At 51.5% G+C, this 25,910-nt stretch carries 19 protein-coding genes; 18 read left to right on the plus strand and 1 reads right to left on the minus strand.

All coding sequences use genetic code 11. The features are described 5' to 3' along the window. Window positions 1-27 precede the first annotated feature (27 nt). Entirely contained in the window at window positions 28-3,432 is a 3,405-nt protein-coding gene (locus U868_RS0112330; protein ID WP_025153557.1) for an autotransporter outer membrane beta-barrel domain-containing protein, read from the plus strand. Between the two features lie 128 nt (window positions 3,433-3,560). Here U868_RS0112330 and U868_RS0112335 read toward each other — a convergent pair whose 3' ends face one another. Continuing rightward, window positions 3,561-4,271 carry a DNA -binding domain-containing protein gene (locus tag U868_RS0112335; RefSeq protein ID WP_025153558.1) on the minus strand — a complete coding sequence of 237 codons (711 nt, stop codon included), beginning with the start codon at window positions 4,269-4,271 and terminating at the stop codon, window positions 3,561-3,563. Window positions 4,272-4,714: 443 nt separating this feature from the next. Between U868_RS0112335 and U868_RS0112345 the strand changes: the two genes are divergently transcribed. The 17 genes from U868_RS0112345 to U868_RS0112425 all read left to right on the plus strand — a co-directional run bounded on the left by U868_RS0112345 (window position 4,715) and on the right by U868_RS0112425 (window position 25,861). Next, window positions 4,715-5,698 carry an ImpA family type VI secretion system protein gene (locus U868_RS0112345; protein WP_025153559.1) on the plus strand — a complete coding sequence of 328 codons (984 nt, stop codon included), beginning with the start codon at window positions 4,715-4,717 and terminating at the stop codon, window positions 5,696-5,698. 30 nt (window positions 5,699-5,728) lie between these two features. Next, a complete protein-coding gene (gene tssB / locus U868_RS0112350; RefSeq protein ID WP_025153560.1) occupies window positions 5,729-6,286 on the plus strand; it encodes a type VI secretion system contractile sheath small subunit in 558 nt (185 codons plus the stop codon). Continuing rightward, on the plus strand, window positions 6,283-7,797 hold the full coding sequence (gene tssC / locus U868_RS0112355; protein ID WP_025153561.1) for a type VI secretion system contractile sheath large subunit: 1,515 nt from the start codon (window positions 6,283-6,285) through the stop codon (window positions 7,795-7,797). Before tssB ends, tssC begins: the two co-directional genes overlap by 4 nt. Window positions 7,798-7,932: 135 nt before the next feature. After that, on the plus strand, window positions 7,933-8,451 hold the full coding sequence (locus tag U868_RS0112360; RefSeq protein ID WP_025153562.1) for an Hcp family type VI secretion system effector: 519 nt from the start codon (window positions 7,933-7,935) through the stop codon (window positions 8,449-8,451). Window positions 8,452-8,551: 100 nt separating this feature from the next. Then, on the plus strand, window positions 8,552-8,995 hold the full coding sequence (locus U868_RS0112365) for a type VI secretion system baseplate subunit TssE (RefSeq protein ID WP_025153563.1): 444 nt from the start codon (window positions 8,552-8,554) through the stop codon (window positions 8,993-8,995). A gap of 34 nt (window positions 8,996-9,029) precedes the next feature. Further along, on the plus strand, window positions 9,030-10,877 hold the full coding sequence (gene tssF, locus U868_RS0112370; protein WP_025153564.1) for a type VI secretion system baseplate subunit TssF: 1,848 nt from the start codon (window positions 9,030-9,032) through the stop codon (window positions 10,875-10,877). Beyond that, window positions 10,867-11,841 (plus strand): type VI secretion system baseplate subunit TssG, encoded by a 975-nt coding sequence (gene tssG, locus U868_RS0112375; RefSeq protein ID WP_025153565.1) that lies wholly within the window; start codon window positions 10,867-10,869, stop codon window positions 11,839-11,841. The genes tssF and tssG overlap by 11 nt, the downstream gene beginning before the upstream one ends. Before the next feature lie 37 nt (window positions 11,842-11,878). Beyond that, entirely contained in the window at window positions 11,879-14,224 is a 2,346-nt protein-coding gene (vgrG, locus tag U868_RS0112380; protein WP_025153566.1) for a type VI secretion system tip protein VgrG, read from the plus strand. Window positions 14,225-14,232: 8 nt separating this feature from the next. Then, a complete protein-coding gene (locus U868_RS24565; RefSeq protein ID WP_162817235.1) occupies window positions 14,233-16,437 on the plus strand; it encodes a DUF2169 family type VI secretion system accessory protein in 2,205 nt (734 codons plus the stop codon). A 12-nt stretch (window positions 16,438-16,449) separates the two neighbouring features. Continuing rightward, a complete protein-coding gene (locus U868_RS0112390; RefSeq protein ID WP_025153567.1) occupies window positions 16,450-17,553 on the plus strand; it encodes a pentapeptide repeat-containing protein in 1,104 nt (367 codons plus the stop codon). Continuing rightward, window positions 17,546-18,139, plus strand: a complete 594-nt coding sequence (locus U868_RS0112395; protein ID WP_025153568.1) for a DUF3540 domain-containing protein — start codon at window positions 17,546-17,548, stop codon at window positions 18,137-18,139. The genes U868_RS0112390 and U868_RS0112395 overlap by 8 nt, the downstream gene beginning before the upstream one ends. Before the next feature lie 4 nt (window positions 18,140-18,143). Continuing rightward, entirely contained in the window at window positions 18,144-18,506 is a 363-nt protein-coding gene (locus U868_RS0112400) for a PAAR-like domain-containing protein (RefSeq protein ID WP_025153569.1), read from the plus strand. After that, the gene (gene tssJ / locus U868_RS24110; RefSeq protein ID WP_025153570.1) at window positions 18,499-19,008 is read left to right on the plus strand and encodes a type VI secretion system lipoprotein TssJ; all 510 of its coding nucleotides are present in this window, start codon (window positions 18,499-18,501) and stop codon (window positions 19,006-19,008) included. Before U868_RS0112400 ends, tssJ begins: the two co-directional genes overlap by 8 nt. 34 nt (window positions 19,009-19,042) lie before the next feature. After that, entirely contained in the window at window positions 19,043-20,398 is a 1,356-nt protein-coding gene (gene tssK / locus U868_RS0112410) for a type VI secretion system baseplate subunit TssK (RefSeq protein ID WP_025153571.1), read from the plus strand. Further along, window positions 20,395-21,993: a type IVB secretion system protein IcmH/DotU gene (gene icmH / locus U868_RS0112415; RefSeq protein ID WP_025153572.1), complete on the plus strand. Its 1,599-nt coding sequence runs from the start codon at window positions 20,395-20,397 to the stop codon at window positions 21,991-21,993. The genes tssK and icmH overlap by 4 nt, the downstream gene beginning before the upstream one ends. An 88-nt stretch (window positions 21,994-22,081) precedes the next feature. Then, a complete protein-coding gene (gene tssM, locus U868_RS0112420) occupies window positions 22,082-25,486 on the plus strand; it encodes a type VI secretion system membrane subunit TssM (protein ID WP_025153573.1) in 3,405 nt (1,134 codons plus the stop codon). A 21-nt stretch (window positions 25,487-25,507) separates the two neighbouring features. Further along, window positions 25,508-25,861 carry a DUF6277 family protein gene (locus U868_RS0112425; RefSeq protein ID WP_025153574.1) on the plus strand — a complete coding sequence of 118 codons (354 nt, stop codon included), beginning with the start codon at window positions 25,508-25,510 and terminating at the stop codon, window positions 25,859-25,861. Window positions 25,862-25,910 lie beyond the last annotated feature (49 nt).

Consider the following 25,910-nt stretch of genomic DNA (forward strand, 5'->3'; position numbering starts at 1 on the left):
CCTTTATTCCGAATACAGGCCATTATTATGAAATTTAAACTTTCACAAATTACCGTATTGGTAGTTAGTGCGCTTTCCGCGTCAGCCGTAATTGCTGCAACTGTTAATGAAACTGTTAATATCAACAATAACACTCCCGGTCCGGTTATCACCGGACATAACAATTCCAACGATACCATTAAATATACGGGTACCGTCAGTAACAGCCCGAACACAACCACATTTGTTGGCCGGGAATCAGCAACAGAAAGCAGCGTATATTACACCAATGTAACAGATGGCAGCGGTAATGTTATCGGTACCAGAGCCAACTATGACTACAAATATTATTATTCTCCGGTTGAAGTGGATGGGCTGACTATTACCGATTCCAGCGTCCGCATCAATGGTAAGGCAGATAATTTAACCGTTAATGGTGATTCCGTAGTGACTATCACCGGCAATGATGCCTATGACCAATACCAGGGCGCCAATTATCAAAATCCATCTGATGCAAGCTCACAATATACACCCGCCCGTCACGGTTTCACTAACAACCGCCGGGATGAGGTTATTATCAGCACCGGGAACGGTACATATAATGATAATTCCAAACAGTATCTGGACGGGCAGCATATTGGTGATGTAAAAACCAATAACAGCAATGGTTCAAGCTTAACCATTAAAGGTACTGTTGTTAACGATCCCCGTTTAGGTGCCGATAATGGTGAATATCTGGTTGCCACCGGTGATACCTTCAACGGTAAAGCCGAACAGCATGTCGGTGAGCGCTCACTGTCACAAGGTGCAACGTTTAACGGTCAGAGCTCGCAGCACCTCAAAGGTAAAGACGGCCAAAAAGCCATATCCCTTGATGCAACCTTTACCGGCACAGCCGGTGTAAAACATACCGGTCAGACTGTCGGCAGTAATGGCCTGGCAATCGACTCCACCTTTGATTACGCGGATCAGGATATCTCTTCCGGCGGTGTTGCCAAAAATAATACACTCCGTAACAGCGATCAATTTGTCAAAGGTGAAGCGATTAATACCAGCATCACCAACGGTAATCAGGTTATCAGCGGCAAAGCCACCACAAACAGCATCGATAACACCACCGGAACACATGGCCTTCAGTTAATCAGCGGCGAAGCCACTGACAACACACTGAAAAATGCCGATCAGGTTATTGAAAAAACCGGCGTTGCCGTTAAAAACGTTATCGATAATACCGGTGCTGAGCACGGTGTCCAGGTTGTGCGCGGTAAAGCGGAAGATAACACCCTGAGCAACACTGATCAGCACGTTGAAAAAGAGGGTATCGCCTCCGTTAAAAACGATATTACTGACGGCAGCCAGTATGTTGATGGTTATGCAGAAAATAATACCATCACTAACAAAGCCGCTAACCGTGGTAAGCAGGTTATCAACGGCACCGCCAATAATAACAAACTGACCGAAACCGATCAGTTTGTCGGCAAAAACGGCACTGCCGGTATTAAAAACGACATTACCAACGGCAGTCAGTATGTGGATGGTTTTGCCGAAAACAATACCATCACCAATAGTGCCGATAAACGTGGTGAGCAGGTTATCAGCGGCACCGCCGACAATAACACACTGATTAATACCAATCAGATTGTTAAGAAAGACGGCATGGCCGGGGTTAAAAATGACATCACCGATGGTAATCAGTATGTTGACGGTACCGCTGTTAACAACACCATTAATAATACCGATGCCAAAAAACCGGGAGTGCAGATTGTCAGCGGCACAGCAACCACCAACGAGCTGAACAACGTTAACCAGGTGATTAAAAAAGGCGGTCTGGCCACCGATAACACCCTGACCGGTAATTCTCACTTAACCATTGAAAATGGCGGTGAAGCGAAAAATAACACCCTCAATGGCGATATTGATATGATCGTTGAGGCTAATGGTAAAGCGACCGGCAAAACCATCTTTAACGGCAAAAACCATCTGGATCTGTATGCTGCCACCACCAATGGTGCGTATGCGGAAGATCTTGCTCTTAGCCAGACCAAAGGCAAAAGCTCCATCACCGTTTATGAAGGTACTCAGGAGCACGATGCCGTCACTATCGGCACCTTAAACGGTAAAGCAGCGGTGAATTTTGACCACCGGACCAACCCGGCCGGCCATACTCAGATGAATATCAATAACCTGGGTAACAATGATCCGGCTCAGTATGATAACACCACGTTAGATTTCACCATGAACAGCAATATCCTCAATGGTAATTCTGACTTTATCAATACTGAAAATGCGTATGGCCAGCACTATGTCACCATCATTGAGCGGGACACCGGTAAAGAAGCGGTTCTGAACCGCCCTCAGTCTGCTGATTTTGCGTATGTGCAAAACGTGAACGGTGACAGCAATGCGGTATTTGGTATGAAGGATGCGGACGGCAAAATTCTCGATCTGATGGATGCCGGTACCTACATCCATAATATTCAGACCCGTACCGGTGCCGGCAATGACACCACCTGGTCATTCACCGCGACCGATCGCCTGACACCAAGTGCCCGTGCAGTACTCGCACTGTCCAGTGCGCCGCAGCTGATGTACAACAACGAAGTGGATCACCTGCGTGCCCGTCTGCAGATGCTGCGTACCAGTGACAGTATTGAGAACGGCCTCTGGATGCAGGGCATCGGCAGCAATACCAAAGTGGATAAAGATCAGATCCGGTACAAACTCAAACACGCCGGTCTGGAACTGGGTGCGGATTATCAGTTAGCGTTAAACAGTGACAGCAAACTGGTTATGGGCGGATTCACCGGATTTGATAAAGGTGACGTCAAAAACAGCTGGTCCGGCACCAGTGATATCGACAGCTATACCTTCGGCGCCTATGCCACTTATCTGAATACCAATGGCTGGTATGCGGATGCCTTACTGAAATATAACCACTTTGAGAGTAAACTGAAGACAACATCCACCAACGGCTATGATGTCAGCAGTGACAAATACTCCACCTCAGTCTGGGGGATGGCGCTGGAAACCGGTTATACCTTTACCTTCAGTAACCAGACCTTTATCACGCCTTACGGGCAGTTAGCGTATAACCAGATGGGCAGCAAAAACATCACGCTGAGCAATGAAATGGAAGCTGAAATCAAAAATCAGCGTTCATTGACCAGCGAACTGGGTGTCAATGCCGGTAAAGACTTCAGCTTTAATAATGGCCTGGTGTTCTCCCCGTATGTGAAAGCGGCGTGGAATCACCAGTACGAAGACGGTAACGAAGTTGAGTTCAACCGTTATAACACGATTAACCTGGATTTATCCGGCAGCACCGGTAAATTCGGTGCCGGTTTCAATGCCCGCTATAACAACGTGAATATGTTCATGGAATTACAGCACATTGCCGGTGATGCGGTTTATTCGCCAATCAACGGACAGATTGGTATCCGCTATAACTTCTGATACCTCATCAGTTCCCGGAAAAGCTGCCTGACGGCAGCTTTTTTTTACCGGGTTCAGTATATATTTATTATACAAAACATTCAGCACAGGTATATCAATCATTCAAACAATAATGTGAACTAACATAATCAGATATAATTGAGATAACCCTGACTAATAATATCGTTCACCTTTTTTATGCGATAGCGAATATTTGAACGAAGCCAGCTATCCTGAGTCCATTCATTATCAACTATTTCCTGACCGAACAAATGTGATGCAATCTCCCGCTGGGAGTAACCTTTATTCAGACTATCCATAATTCTTAGTAAGAATTGGTTATCCTCAGACAGTGATGAACATTTAGATTTATTATTAAGAACATCATTAATAATATCTGTATTTTGCTTTTTTCCGTTTAACTCAAGTGATATATAAATATATCTGTTAAAAATATTTTCAGTATCACTTCCGGGATTAACAAAAAACTGAAAATAACTATAATTATTAAATACTTTAATACAGTATATTCCATTTTTTAAAATGATCGTTCTGTAATCAATGTTCTCTTTCTTTAAGATATTCTCTATTGATAAATTTCCTTCGTGACTCAGCAATACTCTGAATGAGCGTCTGCTGAGCCCTTCCGCCCAGAAAACATTATCTGCTGTACACTCAGGATCGACATACCTTAACAACCCCCATTTTTTTTCCGCATTTATATCGGATACCGTTTGTCTTTGCGGGTTATGACAGTGATCTGTTCCGGATGTGTTGCAGTGTAATTTCCAGTCTTCCTCATACTCGGGAATTCGGCGCAAAAACTCCCATGCGATGTCGATACACCCTTTGATACCCATAACAATACCTCTGCTGACCTGATACTATTTGAATATAAAGATAATTGTATTTTTTTAACTAATTTGTAAGGTATAACATAACTATAACAGAATAAATATATATAACTACATCAGGTAACCAGCAATGACAATATGATATTTCCGTGTAGACATCATGTCAAAATACAAGAGCATAAAATGACAACCAACATCAAAACACTTAATAAACTCATGAAAAAAATGGATTATCAACAATATCCCGGTAGTTTTTTTATACTTATGCGACATAAATTTAAGACAAATCCTTGTATTTGACACTCTCTGTGAAATTAAATCACATTAAGATTCGTCCTCGTAAAACCTACAAGGTGATAATAATTATTTTAAATTTATCCCTTTATTAAAAACAGTCCCCGATATTAGGATGAAATGAAACAGGACGTTAATAGCGGTGGGATGTGATAATGAATACAAGTGATCACGACATTTACGGTGTGGAATTCGACCCGATTTTCAGCGAGGTTGAAGCTATTCTGACTCAATCTGAAGAATCAGCCAATCCGTTATCCGGAGAAGATGAACTTCCGCAGATTAACTGGATCACCATATCAGAAAAAACCAGTGAGTTATTATATCAGTATAAAGATCTGCGTGTCCTGCTGTGGTCATTACGGGCAAATCTGTATATTGACGGAATTTCATCATTATTCAGCGGAATAAAAACCCTGAGTGAACTGGTTGAAAATAACAGTGAATTACTCTATCCGAAATCAGAGGATGGTGATATCCGCAGCGGCCATGCCGCCGCACTGGGATGGTTATCCGCATCGCAATGCATTTCAGAACTGAAGCAGACAAAAATCACCGCTGACCATCATTATACCCTGAATGATATCGCCTCCATCGACAGCGGAGAAATACGGGATAATTATGCCACATCACTGAGTGCACTATTAACATCACTCACCAACAGTGATGATATCAATATCAGTAATATTTCCGGGTATTTTTCATCGGTTATACAGTCACTTGATAAAATTGAAGAGTATGCCAATCAATATACTGACGGTTATATTCTCGACTGCAGCGCGTTAAAACAATTTCTGACGCGCTGTATCAGCACCCTTAATCAGCTGGCCTCATTTTCTGATACCGATACCCATTCAGAACCACAGGAATCACTCTCTGACGGCAGCACCCCGGAAACACCGGTAACGGCCTCATTAAACGGGCCGGTCAGAATGACTGATATTACCTTACGCTCCCGTCAGGAAGTCTTAATTATGCTGGACTGCATACTTGATTATTTTCAGCGTTATGAACCCAGCCACCCGGTTCCGATATTTATCCAGCGATCCAAACAAATGATTGGAATGGATTTCGCCTCAATCGTTGAAAAACTCCTTCCGGAGTCAGTCAGCACATTACAACAATTTACCGGAAAGTAATATTTCCTTTATTGCAATGAGGATTGTGAGATGGCCAAAGATATCAGCTCTCAGAAATTTATCGGCAGAAATAATGCACCCCGTGTGCAGATTGAGTATGACGTCGAGATTTACGGCTCGCAAAAGAAAGTTGAACTTCCGTTTGTCACCGGCGTTATGACGGATTTATCAGGACATCGCGCCGTTCCTCTGCCATCGGTGGAAGAGCGTCAGTTCCTCACTTTTGACCAGGATAATTTTGATTCCCGGATGCGGGCCATCCGCCCCCGTCTTGCCTTCTATGTTGAAAACATGCTCAGTGAAAATCCGGAAGAGCTGCTGGATATTGAACTGGAATTTGAGTCGATGGAAGACTTCGAGCCGGGCGCGATTGCCGCACGGGTCCCGCAGATGCAGAAACTGCTGGAAGCACGGGCACATCTGACGGATCTGATCACCTATATGGACGGAAAATCCAGTGCAGAGGATGTGATCCGGCAATTACTGGAACAGCCCGATTTCTTAGTCCGCCTGGCGAATGATGCGAAAGCCACTGTTGCCGCTGCCGGACCGGATATGACTGACGCGAACGGGGAGAACGACGAGTGAGCGAGCAATTAACCCAAAGTACGAATGCTGCAGATAAGGCGGTATTAACCGCCCCCGGTGAACAGAGTGAGTTAGATATCCTGTTACAGCGTTCATTCAGACCCAGCACCACGGAAGCCTCTGTCGCCGTCCGCAGTGCCATCAATACCCTGGCGGAATACGCCAATTTCGGTAAAGTAAAAGTCAGCCGGGATGTGGTACTGACCATTGAATCCATGGTCGCGGAAATTGACGATAAATTATCCGCCCAGATGAACCGGATACTGCACAACAAAGAGTATCAGAAACTGGAATCCTCCTGGCGGGGACTCAGCTACCTTGTTGATAATACAGATGTCAGTGAAACCCTGAAAATCCGTGTATTAAATATCAGCAAAGATGAACTGTCCAAAACACTCCGCCGCTACCGGGGATCCGCCTGGGATCAGAGCCCGATCTTCAAAGCGGTCTATGAACAGGAATACGGCCAGTTTGGTGGTGAGCCATTCGGTTGCATGATAGGTGACTTTGAATTTGATCACAGTAATAAAAGTGTCTCCCTGCTGACGGAAATTTCCAAAATTGCCGCAGCGGCACACTGCCCGTTTATTACCTCCGCCGCACCGTCCATCATGCAGATGAATAACTGGCAGGAACTGGGGAACCCGCGTGATATCGGCAAGATTTTCACCACACCGGAATATGCGACATGGCGGCGTCTGCGTGACAGCAACGACTCCCGCTATCTGGTGATGACCATGCCGCGTTTTCTCTCCCGTCTGCCGTATGGCGAGAAAACCAACCCGATTGAGGATTTCGCCTTTGAAGAAGTCGTGAATCCGTATGATGTCAATGACTTCAGCTGGACAAACGCGGCCTATGCAATGGGTGTGAATATCAACCGGGCGTTTGCGGAGTATGGCTGGTGCTCACGTATCCGCGGGATTGAATCCGGCGGGTCGGTGGAAGAATTACCGGCTTATGCATTCCCGTCAGACGAAGGCGGTTATGAACTGACCTGTCCGACTGAAATTGCGATTTCCGATCGCCGTGAAAATGAATTATCCAATGCCGGATTTTTACCGCTGGTCTACCGCAAACATTCTGACTTCGCGGCCTTTATCGGCTCCTGCACACTGCACAAAGCGGTCATTTATGAAGATCCGGACGCCACGGCGAATGCGAAATTATCCGCCCGTCTGCCGTATATTTTTGCCACCTGCCGGTTTGCGCATTACCTCAAATGTATTGTGCGCGACAAAATCGGTTCTTTCCGTTCACGGGATGATATGCAGGTCTGGCTGAATGACTGGCTGATGAAATATGTTGACGGTGACCCGACTATTTCCACGGAAGCCACAAAAGCAAAACGTCCGTTAGCCGCTGCTGAAGTTCATGTGGAAGATGTCGAAGATGATCCGGGTTTTTATAAAGCACATTTTTATTTACGCCCGCATTATCAATTGGAAGGTATGACGGTGTCATTACGTCTGGTCTCTAAATTACCTTCAAGTAAAGAAAATAATAAATAAAAGATTTATTGCTGAGCACGAATGAGTATCTGTTTTTCCATCAGGAGATACATTCTCAGGGACGAGAACATGATGTTTATATTTTATATCCTAAATATATTTAATTGTCGTAATATCAATGCAGGAGTGAATTAAATGACAGCATTAGTCGATTATTTTTTAAAAATTGAAGGTGTTGAAGGCGAATCTCCGGATCAGCAATATGGCGGCTGGATCCAGCTTCAGGCCTGGCAATGGTCAGAAGAGAACGCCGGACGCTGGGGTTTCGGTAGTGGCGGCGGCTCCGGTAAAGTGGAAATGAAAGACTTTGAATTCCGCATGGTCAGTAACAAAGCATCACCAAAACTGTTTCTGATGTGTGCGACCGGGGAACATATTCCGCAGGCAAAACTGGTGTGCCGTAAATCCGGCAACGGTCAGCAGGATTTTATGACCGTCACATTCAGTAACTGCCTGGTCTCAACCTTTAAAACTGTCGGTAATATGCCGCTTGATCCGCAAACTAAAGTGGATGCGGATACGGTACTGCCGACCGATGTTATCAGTCTGAACTTTGCCCGCATCGAAGTGGAATATAAAGAACAGAAAAACGATGGTTCTATGGGTGCCGTTATTAAAGCAGGCTATGACCTGAAGGCAAACGCCCGTATTTAACCGGCTGTAATACAGGAAAACTATGTCACGATTATTATTTGTCTGTAAGACGGATAAATAATGTATCGGGGTATGGTTTTCCCTTTACGGAAACTGAAATATGAAATCATCAGCGCCAATGTTATTTGATAAATTAAGTCTGAACAGACGAAGAATACATTTACCGCAATGGCGTGATGTTTTATTACGCGATATTGAGTTGTTATTAAATGATGCTGCACACAGCGCCTCATTAGCATTAGATAAAAAAACATACTGTATGAATTCCGTGATTAATTACGGACTGCCGACACTCAGTGCGAAAGTGCCTGTCAATACTGATCCGATAGTGCTGGCAAAAAAAATACAGCAAATCATTGCCACATTTGAACCGAGACTGGATCCGCGCTCAATCCGGGTCACACCGTTTGTGAATAAAAATGAAACCTGGACCCTGGCACTGCTTTTCGACATTTATGCCAAAACCAATTTACCGGATGACGATCTGTCCGTGAATTTACGTATCGCCCTGGATTATTCATACGGCAGTGTCCGTGTCATCTGATCCGGCACACTAATCTGAACGACAGGATGCCTTTATGCTGAGTGACCGTTTTCTGACATTATACAACGAGGAATTGCGTTTCCTGCGGGAGGAGGGGCTGCTGTTTGCCAAAGCCAATCCCCAGGTGGCACAGCATCTCGGCATGATGCCGGACGGCGTGCTTGATCCTTTTGTCGAACGCCTGCTGGAAGGCACCGCGTTTCTCAGCGCCCGTGTGCATGAGCGGCTCAATAATGAACAGCCGGAAGTGGCTATTCAGATGATAAACCGCCTCGCGCCTTACTGGTTCACTCCGCTGCCCTCCATCGCCACCATCGCAGTGGAACCGGATCTGACATCCCCGCAGTGGCATTCGGATGTCACCCTGCCCCGCGGCAGTAAACTGACACTTCACGATACCTCGCCGGGATTCCGCAATGCCACTTTTACCACCGGCCGTGATCTGAATATCCAGCCGCTTGTGATCGCACATGCCGAATGCGCCACCACCCCGTCAGCACAACTGCCGCAGTCCGTTCTGCAATGCATGCAGGACGGCAGAGCGCACATCTCGCTGACGATGAACACACAGGGCGTTGTTTCATTATCTGAACTGAATTTCTCGCCGATGACTCTGACGTTTGCGGGTGATGTCGTGCACGCCAACCACCTGCTGACCGCTATCCAGAGCGATACGCTGAGAGTGATCCTGTGGTGCCGGGAGGATAATAAAACGCCGCACATGCATCTGCTGGACCCGGGACAGATCCGCCAGGCCGGATTACAGGCAGAAGATGCATTATTACCGGCTGTCAGCGGGGAATTGCCGGGCAGCCGCCTGCTGCGGGAATATTTTGCCGCCCCGTCCCGCTTTTTCAGTGTTGAACTGCACGGCCTGATGCCGTTTTTACAGGCGGGCGATAAGTGCACGGAATTCAACATGATTTTTGTGCTGGATAAAACACCGGTCAAGTTAACCGGTAATGTCAGCAAGGACGATTTCCGTCTGTTTTCCACCCCGGTGATTAATTTATCGCGCCGCCGGTGCAGCCCGGTGCTGGTCAACGGCGAGCATACCGAATATCCGGTTATCGTCGATAAACTCAATCCCGGTCTTTATGAAATCCATCATCTGTTACAGGTGGACGGCCTGCTGGCAGATAAAGGCTATGTGCCGTTTTCCCCGCTGCACGGCTATGCACGCTTTGACGAACCGCCGGTTTCCGCCGGTTACAGCCTGCGCCGTGTCCGCCGGGTGACAGAAGACAAATATGACAGCGCACCGGCTATGCCGAAAGACAGCCTGTTTATCTCACTCTCCGCCGGTCCCGATAATTTTTCGCCGGACAGTGTCCGTTCCCTGAGCATTGAGGCACTGGTGTGTGATCGCCACCTGGATCCTGCCCGCCTGCAACAGCCGGTGTTCCGGCCGGATACCGCTCTGCCGGTAGGCCCGGTGGAAATCCTGCGCACACCGTCCCGCCCGCAGGGCGTACCGTGCAGCACACAGGCGTGGAAAGTACTCCAGTTGCTCTCTGTCAATCCGCTGCGCTACGCCCTGCCGGATTTTCCGGATAACAGCCAGCTGCTCCGAGAATGGCTTTCCCTGTTCTGTCCGCCGGATGACAGCCGTCAGCAGCGCAGGATAGACAGTCTGCGGCACGCCGTTATTTCACACCGTTTTGAATGCAACCCGCTGCCCGGACCGCTCGCCTGGAGCCGCGGGGCTGAAATCAGCATCGATTTGCGGGGTAATCATCACAGTGACCGCGGTGCGTGGCTGTTTGCCCGTATCCTTCACCATGCGCTCGCGGAGTATTGCGAACTGGGGCAGACGCTGCGTATGCAGCTTAACGTTGATGGTGAACCGCTTGCACAATGGGAGCCGATTGATGGCAGATAAAACACCGCTCCGCATCAACGGCCTCAGCGCCAGGCAGGATTTTGCCGAAGTCATGCGCCGCATTGAACGGGTCAGCCCGGCGCTCGCGGCAAACGGCGTGGTACGCGGAAGCACCCCCGCCCGGCTGCGGATAATCCAGACGGCAGATACCGGCTTCGCCCCGCGCGAAGTGGCTGATATCCGCCAGTCCGCCGATCCGGTCACCAGCGCCGCTGAAATTACCGTCTGGTGCCGCCATTTCGGGATGTTCGCCCCGTATGGTCCGCTGCCGATTCATATTACCGAGCATGCCCGTACCGAATTGCTGGCGCGCCGCAGTCATGCTTTTCAGGATTTTTCAGCGCTGATCAGTCATCGCCTGGCGCTGTTTTCCTACCGCGCACAGACACAACTACATGTCGCGGCCGGCCATGACAAAAACAACAAAAATGCCTTTCAGCAACGGATGAATCAGGTCACCGGGATTTCACCGCAACTCTCTGCCGGTGACCATATTCACCGGCTCCGGCAGGCATTTCCCGGCTGCTACCTGCCCGGACGGAGCATCCTGAAAAACTTACAGTCACTGCTGACACACTATTTTGCCGTGCCGGTTACCGTTCAGGCGCGGCGGGGAATGTGGATTGATGATCCGCAGAATACCGCCAGCCAGAGAATGGGACGTCTCGGCAAAACCCGCGCCGGAAAACGGTTTTTTGATGTTGAACACAGCCTGTATGTGCAGATAGGCCCGGTGGGCAGTCAGCACTATCACCTGTTCCAGCGCGGCAGTGAACGTCTGAACGTTCTGGTGGCTATCTGCAACGATTTTGTCTCACACCTCCGGGTACTGGACGTGAAGCTGCTTATCCGGACTTCCCCTGATATGGCCGGTCACACCGGCAGCGGAAAACTGGGCCGCAGCGGCTGGCTGAAACCGGACGGGACAATCCGGATTCAGTCCCTGTATACCACCGCAGCCTGATGCAATTAACCCGATATGCAATGAAAGGATGAGTGTTATGCCCCTGATTGAAATTGATAATGAGAAGCTCAACGGGATCGATGCCTTCCCGCTCAGCTTTACCGCGCAGGAACATCTTTCGCAGGACCCGGTTTACCGCCTGACGTTTCAGGTGCCGGATCCTGATCTGGATATCGGGGAACTGCTCGGTGAAAAGGCGCTTATTTCTGTTGAACAACCGGATCAGAGCCGCCGCACGTTCACTGCCCGGGTGGTGGCCGGCGGTGATGAGGGGCAGCATCAGGATCAGTATGTTTATCATCTGGAACTGCGCAGTTGGTTATGGTTTCTGATGCAGAACCGCAACTGCCGTATCTTCCAGCACCGCAATGTACTCACCATTATTGAAGAGATATTTACCCGTTACAATGTGGCGGATTACCGCATTGAAACGGAAGGCACGTATCCGGATAAAGAGTATTGCGTCCAGTTCGGTGAAAGCGATTTCAGTTTTGTCAGCCGTCTGATGGAAGATGCCGGGCTCTGGTATTACATCGACCACAGTGACAACCGGGATGTCATGGTGATCACCGACCACCAGCAATTCAAACCGCTGAGTGACGGTTATGACTCACTGAGTTTCCTGCCGGACAGCGAAGAGCACCGGGCTATCCGCGAAGGTATCCAGCGCATCCGGCGTAACCGCCGGATACACGCCAGTGAAGTGGTATTGCGCGATTTCGATTTTCTCAAACCACGTCACTCCCTTCAGACGCAGGCGGAAGAAAAACGCCCGCATTTACAGGGTATTCCGCTGGAATGGTATGACTATGCCGCCGGTTATGATGATGTGCAGCAGGGCGAAGTGATTGCCCGCAAACGCCTGGAGGCATTCCGCTGTGAAAACCAGATTTTACAGGGTGAGAGTAATGCCACCGGCCTGAAACCGGGCCATACGTTTGAGCTGAATCAGCACCCGGATTCAACCCGTAACCGGGGATTTAAAGTGCTCGGCTGTGATTATACGTTTATCCAGGACGGGCCGGACAGCAGCAGTACCGGACGCAGAGTCTCCTGCCGGTTCCGTGCGCTGAATGATGATGAGGTTTACCGTCCGCTCTGCCGGACACCGCGTCCGCAGATCCCGGGAATTCAGAGCGCGACCGTGGTCGGTGCGCCGGACTCTGAGGTTCATACCGATAAATATGCCCGTATCCGTGTGCATTTCCATTGGGATCGCTACAAAACCACCGAAGAGGACAGTTCCTGCTGGATTCGGGTGATACAGGCCTGGGCCGGTAAAGGCTGGGGTGTGCTGGCGATGCCCCGTGTCGGCCAGGAAGTGCTGGTAACCTATATTGACGGTGATCTGGACAGACCGATGGTAACCGGTATTGTCTATAACGGCGAGAATCCGCCGCCGTATCAGTTACCGGAGCATATCAACTATTCCGGTCTGGTTTCCCGTTCTCTGCGTCACGGTATGCCGCAGCATGCCAGCCAGATCACCTTTGATGATAAACGCTACAATGAGCGGGTGATGATCCACGCCGAACGCGATATGCAATATACCGTTGAGCGTAACGCCTCCTCCACCACCGGCCAGGATCGCTATGAGGTGGTGAAGCGCACCGCGACAGACTGGTTTAAAAATCATGTCTCTTATAAAGAGGTCAATTTCTCATTCACCGGTTTTAATTTCAGTGCCACCGGTATCAATGTCGGTCTGACCGGCCTGAGCATCAGTATGACCGGTGCCAGTATCGGCCTTACCGGTGTCAGCACCTCCTTTACCGGGGTGAGCACATCGTTTACCGGGGTGAGCACGTCCTTTACCGGGCAATCCATATCTTTCACCGGCAGCAGTGATTCCTCAACCGGCATCAGCAACTCCCGGACCGGGTGCAGCACCAGTATGACCGGTACCAGCAGTTCCATGACCGGCAGTTCACACAGCCTCACCGGTTTCAGCACCAGTATGACCGGCTGCTCCGCCTCCAAAACCGGCCAAAGCTACAGTGCCACCGGATCGAGTCTTTCCCATACCGGCACCAGTGTCAGCACCACCGGCAGCAGCACCTCCAGCACCGGTGTCAGTGTCAGTACCACCGGCAGCAGTACCAGTGTCACCGGGGTCAGTGTCAGCACTACCGGCAGCAGCACCAGTGTCACCGGAAACAGTGTCTCTGCGGTCGGCTCTTCCGTTTCCGCGACAGGAAGCAGCGTCGGGGTGAAAGGCAGCGATGTATCAGCCACCGGCAGTTCTGTCAGTGTGACCGGCAGTGATATTTCAGCGAAAGGCTCCGGTATCTCCGTCACCGGATTCTCTTTCAGTTATACCGGCGCCAGTTATTCCGATACCGGCATTGACCTGAAAACGGTCGGCATGCAGAGCAAAAATTAAAGGGAAGTATGATGCGTATTATTCGTCCTCAGCAACTTGCTGTACTCAGAAACAGCTACCAGATTGGCAGGGAGTGCCGATCAGGTATCAGTGTGATTGCGGGCAGTTATTTATCCGCCCCTGATCACTTTGTCACTGAAGCACAGATTTGGCAGGCATGGAAGTCTGCCCCCCTTTCCTTCCGTATGTTAGATACTGCTGAGCCGAAACCGCATGCCGAATATATCCTTGCCGGTCATGCCGGCACCGGGCAGACACTGACGGCGCTGGATGCTGCCGTCCGGGTCGGGTCGCTCAGCCGGGCGTGGTGTCTTGAGGGAGACCCGTTCACCCGGGTTGCGATGGATCACACCGAAGCCCCCGGCGGGGACGGCAGTAAAGAAAATCCGCTGGGCAAAAATGCCCGCAGCGGTGCACGGCCGCTGCTGAGGGAAGCCCGCGCTGACGGCGCCGCAGATCCGTACAGTGACCTGGCCGCGCCGTCGCCGGTGCCGCCGGATTTTTATGTCCGCCGCAGACATCTTGATGCCGTGGCTCACGTGATGACAGACAAACAGTATATGGAAAGCTGGTTTCCCGGTCTGCCGCCTGCCATTGACCGCCGTTATTTTCAGATGGCGCCGCCGCAGCAGCAGCTTTCCGCCGCTCAGTGGCCGCGCAGTGTGCCGTTTGAACTGCACGGCTTCCGGCCGGATGACGCGGTAATTTCCGGTACATTCCCGGCAGTGCGTGCCAGAGCATTGGTGTTCGGTAAAGACGCGGCAACCGCAGAAGAGATCACCCTGGAGAAAAAGACCCTGTGGCTGCTGCCGGATGATGATCTTTGTCTGATGGTCTTTACCGGCAGTATTCCGTTGCCGCATCTGTTTGCCGCCCCTGCGGTCACACTGCTGGCCGCGCTGGATAATGATGGTACGGAACGGCCGCTGACACATTATCAGGATGTGTATCAGCGCCGCAGCCGGACGGATGCCGCTAATTTTGAATTTCTCCGCGACCGCGAACTGATGCCGGAAAACAGTCATTTTAATGTGATCCGCGATATGGCGGAGCACCCGGATTCTCAGCGCTACACTGCCCGTCCTCTGACAAAACAGGATACCGATACGTTTTATCAGGATGTGGAAAAAGCGATTGCACTTCATGAAGAGAACCAGAAGCAATACTTCGCCCTGCCGCCGGAGCAGGAAACCGCCGTGCCGGTCAGCGATACGCTGCGCCGGAAAACAGTGCAGCCGGCGCCGGATTGCGATGCGGTAACCGAAAACCGGGACTTTATCTCGCTCTCATTTGCCAACACAACATTGCAGGGAAAAACCTTTAAGCACTGCCATTTTAATCAGTGTGATTTCAGTGAATCACAACTGACACAGTGCAGCTTTGAGCACTGCCGGTTTACATCCTGCCTGTTTGCCGGGGCAGTGATAACCGGTTCACAACTGACCGGCGGCCGTTTTCAGCTCAGTAATCTGAGCGGAAGTACATTTACCGGCACCAGCTGGGAAAATCTTACGCTGGATGACTGCCTGCTGGAAAAAACAGTCTTCACCCGCAGCACCTGGACGAAATGCCTGATTAATGACACCCGGATAACCCGCTGTGAATTCACGGAGTGTGACATCAGCGGCGCAATGCTGTCACATGCCGGGCTGACGCATTCGGACTTCCGGCAATGCACGCTGACATCCCTGATCGCCGATAAAACCGGGGCCGCCGGTGTGCGCTTCACCGGGTGCAGTCTGACCAAAAGTTCCCTGATTGGCGGTAACTGGACGGCGTGTTCCTTTACGGACTCCGGCCTGGAAAGTGTGACATCCGGTCAGTATACCGATTTTTCCGGCAGCAGTTTTACCGGCTGCCGCCTGAATAAAACCGGTTTCAGCAATGCCGTGTTAAACCAGTGCCGCTTTACCGGATGCGAACTGATCGAAACCTGTGCCGATGACAGCAATCTGACCGGTGCCGTGTTCAGTCACTGTGATATGGCAGGGATACGCCTGAAAGACGCGGTAATGATCCACGCCTCTTTTACCAAAAGCAGTCTCCAGCAGGCCATGCTCTATAACGCCGATCTCCGTGACAGTACGTTTCGTCAGTGCAATTTCGCCGGAGCAAACCTGGCCATGATGTACGGCAATTCCGGCACCCGCTTTGATTTATGTCTGATGGACGGCGTCCATCTGTTACCGCGCCGCTTCCGGCTCAGTGTCTGACAGGAGGTCTGAATGAACGAAACCGCAAAACAGATTATGGATTTGCAGCCGGTGAAACTGATTCGCGATAAGCATTTCAGTCAGTTACAACTGAAAGATGACACCCTGTCACACCTGCATTTTACAGACTGCCGCTTTGAGCATCTCAGCACGGATAATGTGCAGGCGCATCAGCTCTGTTTTCTGCGCTGTAAATTCGCCGCCGTTTCACTGAGTAAAAGTCTGTTAAATTCCTGCACGTTTATTGAGTGTGAGATAGACACCATCACGCTGGCAGAGTGCGGTCTGCTCAGTGTCTCTTTTCAGCAGACCACCATACAGTCGCTGAGTGCGGACAAGTGCCTGTCGGAGCGCTGCATGATTTCCGGCGGCAGGCTCAGTGAGAGCAGCTGGAAAGAGGTCAGCCTGAGCTACTGGTCGGCGAATGACTGTGAGATCAGTCACTGGCATACGGAAGGCGGCCTCATGCAGGACAGCAACTGGTTCGGCTGCACAGTGACACAGTTCCGCTGCAGCGGTGCACAGATTACCCGGCTGGTCTCCGGTAACAGCACACTGACCGATTGTCAGTTTACCGGCAATGAATGCGACATCCTGGTCTGGCAGAACTGTCATCTGGTACGTGCCGATCTGCGGAAACTGAATCTCGCCTCCGCCGGGTTTGCCAAATCCCGGCTGGAACAATGCCGTTTCGACAACAGTAATCTGCATTACGCCCAGTTCAATGAGGGATCACTGCACGACTGCACACTGACCGGCACGCAACTGACCTGCGCCCAGTTTACTGATGCCGGGCTGTATCAGTGTGACCTGAGCGGCGCACAACTGATTTCCGCCGCTCTGGTGCGCGCGGTGCTCACACTCTGCATTCTGGATGACACCACATTAACCCGCACCGATATGCGTTTTTGTCAGCTTAAACAAACGCCGCTGCACAGTGCGGTGATACAGAAAGTCCGCCTGCACGGTGCGCAAACCGGGCTGACCGATCGCGGACAGAAATCGGATGAGCCTCTGCTGGCATCCGTTGATTTATGGTACGCCAGGCATCAGCCCGGCGTGAAAGATGACACAGGGTCCCCCCGTTTACCCCCAGGAGCCAGCCGTTATGTTTGACACAATACATCATACTGATACACCGGTTTTATCCGGCAGACCGCTTTTTTCCGCTCCGGAAACCCCGGTGATCGCCGCAACACGGCTTATTGCCGGCGATAACGGCGGACTGCTGTTGCAGTCACATCCGTATTCCGCCGTGACTGTCGCGGCCGGGTGCCTGATTGTCCCGGAAAAAGGCGATCTGGTCTGTGCCATGGTTCAGGGTGACAGCGCCTATGTGCTGTCGGTTCTGGAACGGCACGCCGCCTCCGCCCCGCTGACACTCAGTACTCAGGATACCCCGCTGCATATCCGCGCGCCGTCACTGGCACTGGAAGGAACGGAGAGTATCACCATGAAAACATCCCGTTTTTCCCTGGTATCACACACCTCAAAATGGGTTGCACAGACACTGCGCCAGATTGCCGGCTCTCTGTTTGTCAGTGCGGAGAATGCCCACAAAAAGGTTGAGAATCTTGATGCCACCGAAGCCGGTCACATTGCCCAGCATGCTGAAAAAAGCATGGTTCTGGACAATGAAATCGGCGCTATCACATCACGTGCCGTCCTTCGTATTGATGGCGGCCAGGTACATATGGGGTGATCACATGACAGCAGCAAACACACGGGCAGGCGGTATCAGCTTTTCAGGGTGCGAACCGATGATCCCGATCCCGGGACCCAACATCGCACCGAACGCCACCGGGATACCCAATGTCGCCAACTATTTCTGCTGCGGCGGTAACGAGCAGAACCTGATGAGCATCCGGGTATCAACCATTTCCACCGGCATTATTCTCGGTGCCACCGGAGCACACTCGGCGCAGATGACACCGGTTCAGGGATCAGGCAAATACTTTATTCAGGGCAGCCCCGCAACCCGGCTGGGCGATATGAGTATGACGAATAACTGTAACGCTCCCGGCACCCAGATTGCCCCGAGCCAGACAAAGTATTTTATCAATGCCTGATCACAGCAGATGGATACGCAGCCTGCTGGTGGTACCGGGTATTGTACTTCTCAGCAGTTGCAGCCTGATCTGGCCGGACGCACCGGAACCGCTGCCGGCAGACAGAACCGTCAGCCTGCGGATTGATGCCGCCGCCGGGGTGAATACTGACAGCGGAGGTAATTCATTACCGATCCGGGTCTGTGTATTTGAAATCAGCAGGGATGACTGGATACCGCCGGGGCTCTACCGGAATGCCCCCTGTGATGAGGCGGCACCGGACCCGGTCATGATCCGTCAGATGCAGCATATTTTAAGCCCCGGTGAATCCCGCCGGTATTCATTTGAGATCCCGCGGGAAACGGCACGCTGGCTGCTGGTGGCCGCGGAGTTTCAGATCCCCGGAAAAAATAAAAATACTGTTCTGATCAATACGGAAGTTAATAAAAATTCAAATGTTGTTGTCGTGGTCCGGGAACGCAGTCTGACACAGATGAAGATACCTGTTTCAGATAAGCCCTGACACCACGCCTGAGGACGGAACTGAGGACATAATTATGTTGTTAAAACAGCGTGTAGCCTGGGTTGAAGGGATGCTGATGGAACCTCAGCATTTTCAGCAGCAGGAGCGGTATTTCGAACATTTCACGGATATGCGTATCCGCAGCACAGATGCTCTGGCCTGGGGTTTTCGTCAGATACATCTCGACACCGGATTACTCGATCAGGGAAAAATAGCCCTGACCCGTGCCCGCGGTGTTTTGCCTGACGGAACCCCGTTTGATCTCGGCAGTGATGATCCGCTGCCGCCGCCGTTTGATCCGGGTCCGGACTGCCAGGGACAAATTATCTGTCTCTCCGCCCTGATGGATATGCCGGGGAATACCTTTATCGATCTGTCACAAAGCAAGGGACAGAGCCGTTTCAGTGTGATTAATGCCGACATCCGCGACCGCAACGCCGGTCTGGCCTCCGAAGGCACGCCGCAGATGGCGACACTCCAGCTCGGGGATCTCTGTACACGGCTGAATGTCCGGAGTGCAATCAGCGATGCGGAATCCCTGCTGCCCGTGGCGCGGATCACCGAAAGAACCCGTGACGGCCGCCTGATACTGGATGATAAATTCCTGCCGCCGATGCTCGATTTCCGTGCCTGCGGCTGGCTGAAAAGTGCCGTCACCGAACTGCTCGGCCTGATGGTACAGCGGCTGGAGAGTGTTTACCGCCCGGATGTGCCGCTGACCACCGGCGGACTGACTGAATTACTGGAACTCCTGCTGCTACAGACACTGAGTGAGTACCATCTGCGCCTGGCTCACCTGCTGGCGCAGCCTCAGGTTCATCCGGAGCGGCTGTTTTTCACCCTGCTGGGCCTGCTGGGACGCCTGAGCATTATCCCGGGTAAAGAGAATACGTCGCTGCACCAGGATTTCCACTATTCACATAATGAGCCGCAGAACGCATATTTCAGCCTGTTTGCCGCGCTGCGCCGTGCCCTGTCACTGGTCATTGAGGCACCGGCTATCGCCCTGCAGTTTATCGAGCGCGGCGACAATATCTATCTGTACCAGAATGATCCGCAGTTACGTCTGGAGAAACTGATCTTTATCGTCAGTGCAGAGCTGCCGGGCGATACCATGAGAAGTTATTTCCCAGCCCAGACCAAACTGGCGCCGGTGGAAAAAATTGTCCAGCTTATCGACCTGCAGTTACCGGGTGTGCGTATCACCCCGATGTCATCACCGCCGCGTCACATCCCGTATTACCCGAACAGTGTTTATTTTGAGGTGGATAACGCGGACCCGATGTACAGAGATATGCTGTCCGGCAGTGCCGCAGCACTGAGTATTGTCGGTGATTTCCCCGGATTACGTTTTGAGGCGTGGGGCTTGCGTCAGGGGAGAGTAGGATGAATGAGTTTGAACGCCAGATCAGGAGTGCCATATCTGCGGCCCGTACAGGAATGAAACAGGCCGAACACTCGTTAACCAACCCGATATGGCAGGCCAAAAGCACCGCCGCATCCATCGGCGGTATCATTCCGGCCGGTATGCGGGGGATGGGCAGCACACAACCGCAGGATGACGATCTGCCGGAATTCACGGCGGCCAATGAAGATCCCCCGCTGTCATCTGCGAACCCGGCTCAGAGAAAACAGAATCCGCTTCCGCCGATGCGCCCCGCACAACAGCGGGAACGTCAGCAGAGCACCCGTACCACCGGACAAAATACATCGCTGTTCGGTCTCTGGCATAACCCGTATATTTCAGCCGGGATGCCGCTGCTGTTACAGATTGAGTGGTTCCGTAATGAGCCGCAGACCGATTTTGTCTGCGCCCGCCTCCAGATCGTCCGGAAACTGGAGTTTTTCCGCAAAGATCTGCGCAGACAAGGATTCCCGCCGGAGGAGATCAACCACCTCTCTTATCTTATCTGTACCTATACCGACGGTATTTTTAACGACATGGTAAAAGAGGAGATGACGGGACTGAGTCTGCTGGTGGAATTCCATAAAGATGCCTGGGGCGGCGAAAACTGTTTTGAGCATCTGAAAGAATACATCAGCAATCCGCAGGATAACCATGATGTGCTGGAGTTCTATTATCTGATCCTGTCCATGGGATTTGAAGGTAAATACCGGATGATCGATCGCGGGGCCGTATTGCTGATGGATCTGCGCAATCACCTCAGCGGCCTGCTCTATGCACAAAACACCACGCTGTTCTTATCCGATGTCCGCGCGGAAAACGTCAAACCGCCGAAACACCGGTTTATCACCGCACTGCGTATCCTCATTACCGGGCTTATCCTGGCCGTTATCGCCTACGGTATTTCCGCCTGGTATCTCCATGAACAGGCGCGCCAGATCCGCAATGACATTCTGGCATGGGTTCCGCCGGAGCCGCGCAAAATCAATATTATGGAAACGCTGCCGAACCCGCTGACCCAAATCTTAAGCGAAGGCTGGCTGGAAGTCCGTAAAGATCCGCGCGGCTGGCTGCTGATTTTCACCTCTGACGGTGCGTTCCTGACCGGTAAATCCGAACTGACGGAAGACTTCCTCAGCAAACGCAATATCGAGCGTCTGGGGGCCGCCCTCGCGCCGTGGCCGGGGGATCTGGAAGTCATCGGCCATACCGATGCCACCCCGTTCCGCAAAACCTCCGCCAATAATAACCTGAAGCTGTCAGAGGCCCGTGCGGTGGTGGTCGCCGATATTCTGCGGACCAATACCATGATTAATCAGACTCACAACCGCGAAATCACCGCGACAGGCCGGGGGGAAAGCGATCCGATCGCGGATAACACCACCGATGAAGGCCGCAAACGTAACCGCCGTGTCGATATCTTATGGAAAATCGGTAAACGCGATGCGGAACAGGCCATGCAGGGCTATCAGGACGGCGATGTTCCGGCGGTACTGAACGGAACCCCGGCACCGTCAGCAGGTAATCATAATGACAACACTTCAGCGGAACCGCCTGTGCTCCCGGCCTGGATGAAGTAACGGTATACAAGGACGTATTATGATCAGACGATTTATCATCCTTATCATTGCATTGATTCTCAGCTACATCATCTGGTGGGTCGGGCCGATGGTTGCCATCGGTAACTTTTATCCGCTGGCCCGCGTGCTGGTACGCCAGATTATTATCGCTGTTATTCTTTTCTGGGCATTGTGGCCGTTTGTGGCTTTCCTGTTCAGCCGTCTGTTCCGGTTTCTGCGGACACCGCTGCCGAAGCCGAGAAAGAAGATTATCCAGCTTGACCGGGTCACTGCCCGTTTTACCGATGCTATCCGGACACTGCAGTTTATTGCACTGGCGGGCAAAAAAACCCGCAGCGAACGGATGAAAATCCATCTCAGCCGTGAATACATCAACAACAAGCCCTGGTTTGTGGTGATGGGACCCGCCGGATGCGGCAAAACCTCCGTCATTTATAACAGCGGCGAGCAGTTCCTGCTGTCCGAGCAGTACGGGTTATCCCGCACAACCGATATCGGCCCGACAATTGACTGTAACTGGTGGCTGACAGAGCGCGCCGTGTATATTGATACCGCCGGAGAATGGGTACAGATGCACGGACAGAGTGACGATGCCGGTAATGCACGGCAGAAATTGTACTCTCTTATCCGCAAGCACCGCCGTTACCCCGGTATCGACGGAATTATTTTGTGTGCGGATATCGGTACACTGCTGTATGCCCCGCTGACCGAGCGCAAATCGCTGGCTGACACATTACGTATCCGTATTCTGGAAATGGCGGCACTTTTTCAGTCCGATATTCCGGTTTACCTGCTGCTGAATAATATTGACCACCTGCCCGGCGGTGAGGCATTCCTGAATATCGCCGATGACGACCTGCTCGCCGGCGGTCTGGGGATCAAACTGCAATGCACAGACGATCACCGCAATAATTTTATTCATGATGAAAATACCTATCACCAGCTTCAGATCCGGGTCAGCAACTATATCCTGGAAACCCTGCACAATGTGCCGGATGACGGATTACGCCACCAGCTTCTGCTGTTTATTGAATCGCTCGGCGCACTGCAAAAACCATTATTTTCCTTCCTCGAACAGATTTTTCCGGCTTCTGCGACAGGCTATACCGGCTGTCTGCGTCAGTTGTGGATGGGCAGTACTATCCCGCTGATCGCACGTGAGAGCCTGTATAATGCAGACAGCGACGGGTTGTTTGATGAGCGTCAGTCCGGCGGCATGTACTTCCCGGCGCTGATGCAGGCCATCACCGAGCGCGGTGTGCTGCACAGCGCCCGCTACCGCCCGCTGCGCAACAAGCTGATGTCCGCCGCCCGTTATTCCGCAGTAACGGCAGGACTGCTGGCAACGGTGATGCTGCTCTCCTCCCGCTACTTCTGGGAGTCGGATTTTATTTCTTATGCCAGCGCCCGCTTTGAGGAAACCAAACGGATTGTCCGCGACATCCCGGTCACCAGTCAGTTTAATGATGACCTGATTGCCGCTTATGAACAGCTCGGCTATATCAACACGCAGTTTCTGGAAAGCTCTCCGCCGCTGCTGACACCGTATTTCGAGCATAAACTGCTGAGTAATGCGATGGAGCAGACCTACCGGCGCCATCTGTACAAAATCTTCTGGCCTGCCGTGGAAAATTATATCGCCAATGAACTGAAACAGAGTGCGCTCAGCGGCAATACCGATGCATATGACACACTTAAGGTCTATCTGATGATGGTTTACCCGTCATACAGAGAGCCGGAGGCGCTGGAAAACTGGTTTATGATCCGCTGGGATAACTACGCGGTACAGGGCTATACCGAAACTGACCGCCGCCTGTTCCGCTATCACCTGCACGAATTATTCAGTGACACCTCATCCACCGCCCCGGCGGCCAAAATGAATGCGGAACTGGTGCGTATCGCCCGCGTTAATGCAATGAAAACCCCGATCCATCTGCGGGTGGTTAACCGTATCAAAGATAAACCGCTGCCCGCAGGTATTCAGAATATCTCACTGGCAGACGCCGCAGGCCCCAGTGTATCGCTGATGCTGCGCCGCAAGAGCACCAATACGGTAACCGATACCGCCGTTTCCGGTTTCTACACCAAAGCCGGCTATAAGGATGTTTTCCTGCCGCAGTTACAGGATGCAGCCACGGATATGATCAGCGAAGAAAACTGGGTACTCAGTGACAACACCGAAAAACGCGGTGATATCGGTACACAGGAGGCGATTCAGACATTATCCAATGAAGCGCTGAAAGCCTACCTGTCTGAATATGCCAATCAGTGGGACAGTTTCCTGAAAGACATCCGTGTCCGGCCAATCAGTGATCTTGATGATGCGGCGCAACTCGCCCGTCAGTTTACCGAACCGTCTTCACCACTGACGGCGCTGGTACAGTTTGCCATTGATCAAACCACACTGAGCCGCGAAAACCAGCAGGATGCCACCGGATGGTTTGCCCGTCAGGAAAACAAGCTGACTCAGACCCGCCGCTCGCTGCTGGACGGAGTCAGCAATGACCGGTCTGCGGGCAGCACGCCGGAGAAAAGTCTGGAGGCCCGTTTTGAGGCGCTGCACCGCCTGCGTCAGGCCGAAACGGCCGGAGCCAATGATCCGCTGTTCACGGTTTTTGACCAGGTTTACAACAAACTGGCCACCCTCTCCGCCTCGCTGCGCGCCGGTCAGATCCTGCCGCAAAACAGTGAAATCAACCGGTTACGTGATGATATGCTTCGTCAGCCGGAGCCGGTACGCAGTGTCATGATAGATCTGCTTTCCACGGGCGAACAACAGAGCCTGCAAAAAAGTAAAGAGAATCTCAGCCGTGGTGCCTCATCCATTGCCTCCGATTCCTGCCGGACAACCATCAGCGGCCGCTACCCGTTTAACCGCAGCGCGAGAGAGGAAGTCGGTATCGGAGATTTCACCCGCATGTTCGCACGCGGCGGCGCAATCCAGAGTTTCTTTGATTCAAATCTGGCTGCCTATGTGAATACCGGGGCAACCCCCTGGCAGATCCACCCCGGCAGCCGCGGCGTGGTGTCAGCCAAAACGGTGGCATCATTCGAAAACGCGGCCCGCATCCGGGACTCCTTTTTTGATCCGTCCGGTTCGATGTCGATGTCCATGATTATCCGCCCGATCTCATTATCGCCTTCGGTTCTGGAAGCCGTACTGGATATTGACGGTCAGATAATCCGCTACAGCCACGGCTATCAGGAGCCGGTCAAAATTAACTGGCCGGGTCCCAAAGGCGGCATTTATACACGTCTGACATTCAAAACACAGGACGGACAGGTGGAAACGGTCAGCTTTGACGGGCCGTGGGCACTTTTCCGGATGTATGACGCCGGTAACCCGGTACAACTGAGCAGCAACAGCCGTCAGCTCACTATGGCAATGGGTCAGGTGAAAGGGTTCTTTATTGTCGAGCTTAATTCAACAATGAAGGATTATCCGTTGTGGTCACGGGCATTAAAACAATTTTCCTGCCCGGGTAATATCTGATAAACGAAAAGGACAGTTATTATGTTAGATCCGAAAAATGTACAGTCAGTACTGAAATTCAGTACTGAATCAGGAAACAACTCGGCTTCAGAATTACAGAAACCCTTTATGGAAGGGGTTGAAAATATGAGTATGTCCGGTTCGGATGCCTCCCGTTCAATACTGAAGAACGTTAATCAATCCTGTGACCAGATGATGAAGGAAATGGGAAAAATGTTCGATGGTCTTCAGGATAATCTGGATGCTCATCAGAAAATGCAGCAGGCTGAGCGTCCGAAAGATTTCGATACCGCCATGAAAGATTTGCGGACAACGCTTTCCTCCGGTTTCCCGGAAGAGATGAAAAGTATGTTTGATAAAATGCCGAAGATATAATACGGACATAAAAAATACCGGGAAAATCCCGGTATTTTTTTGTTCTGAA

It is taken from the genome of Morganella morganii H1r (assembly GCF_000633515.1).
Lineage (GTDB): Bacteria > Pseudomonadota > Gammaproteobacteria > Enterobacterales > Enterobacteriaceae > Morganella > Morganella morganii_B.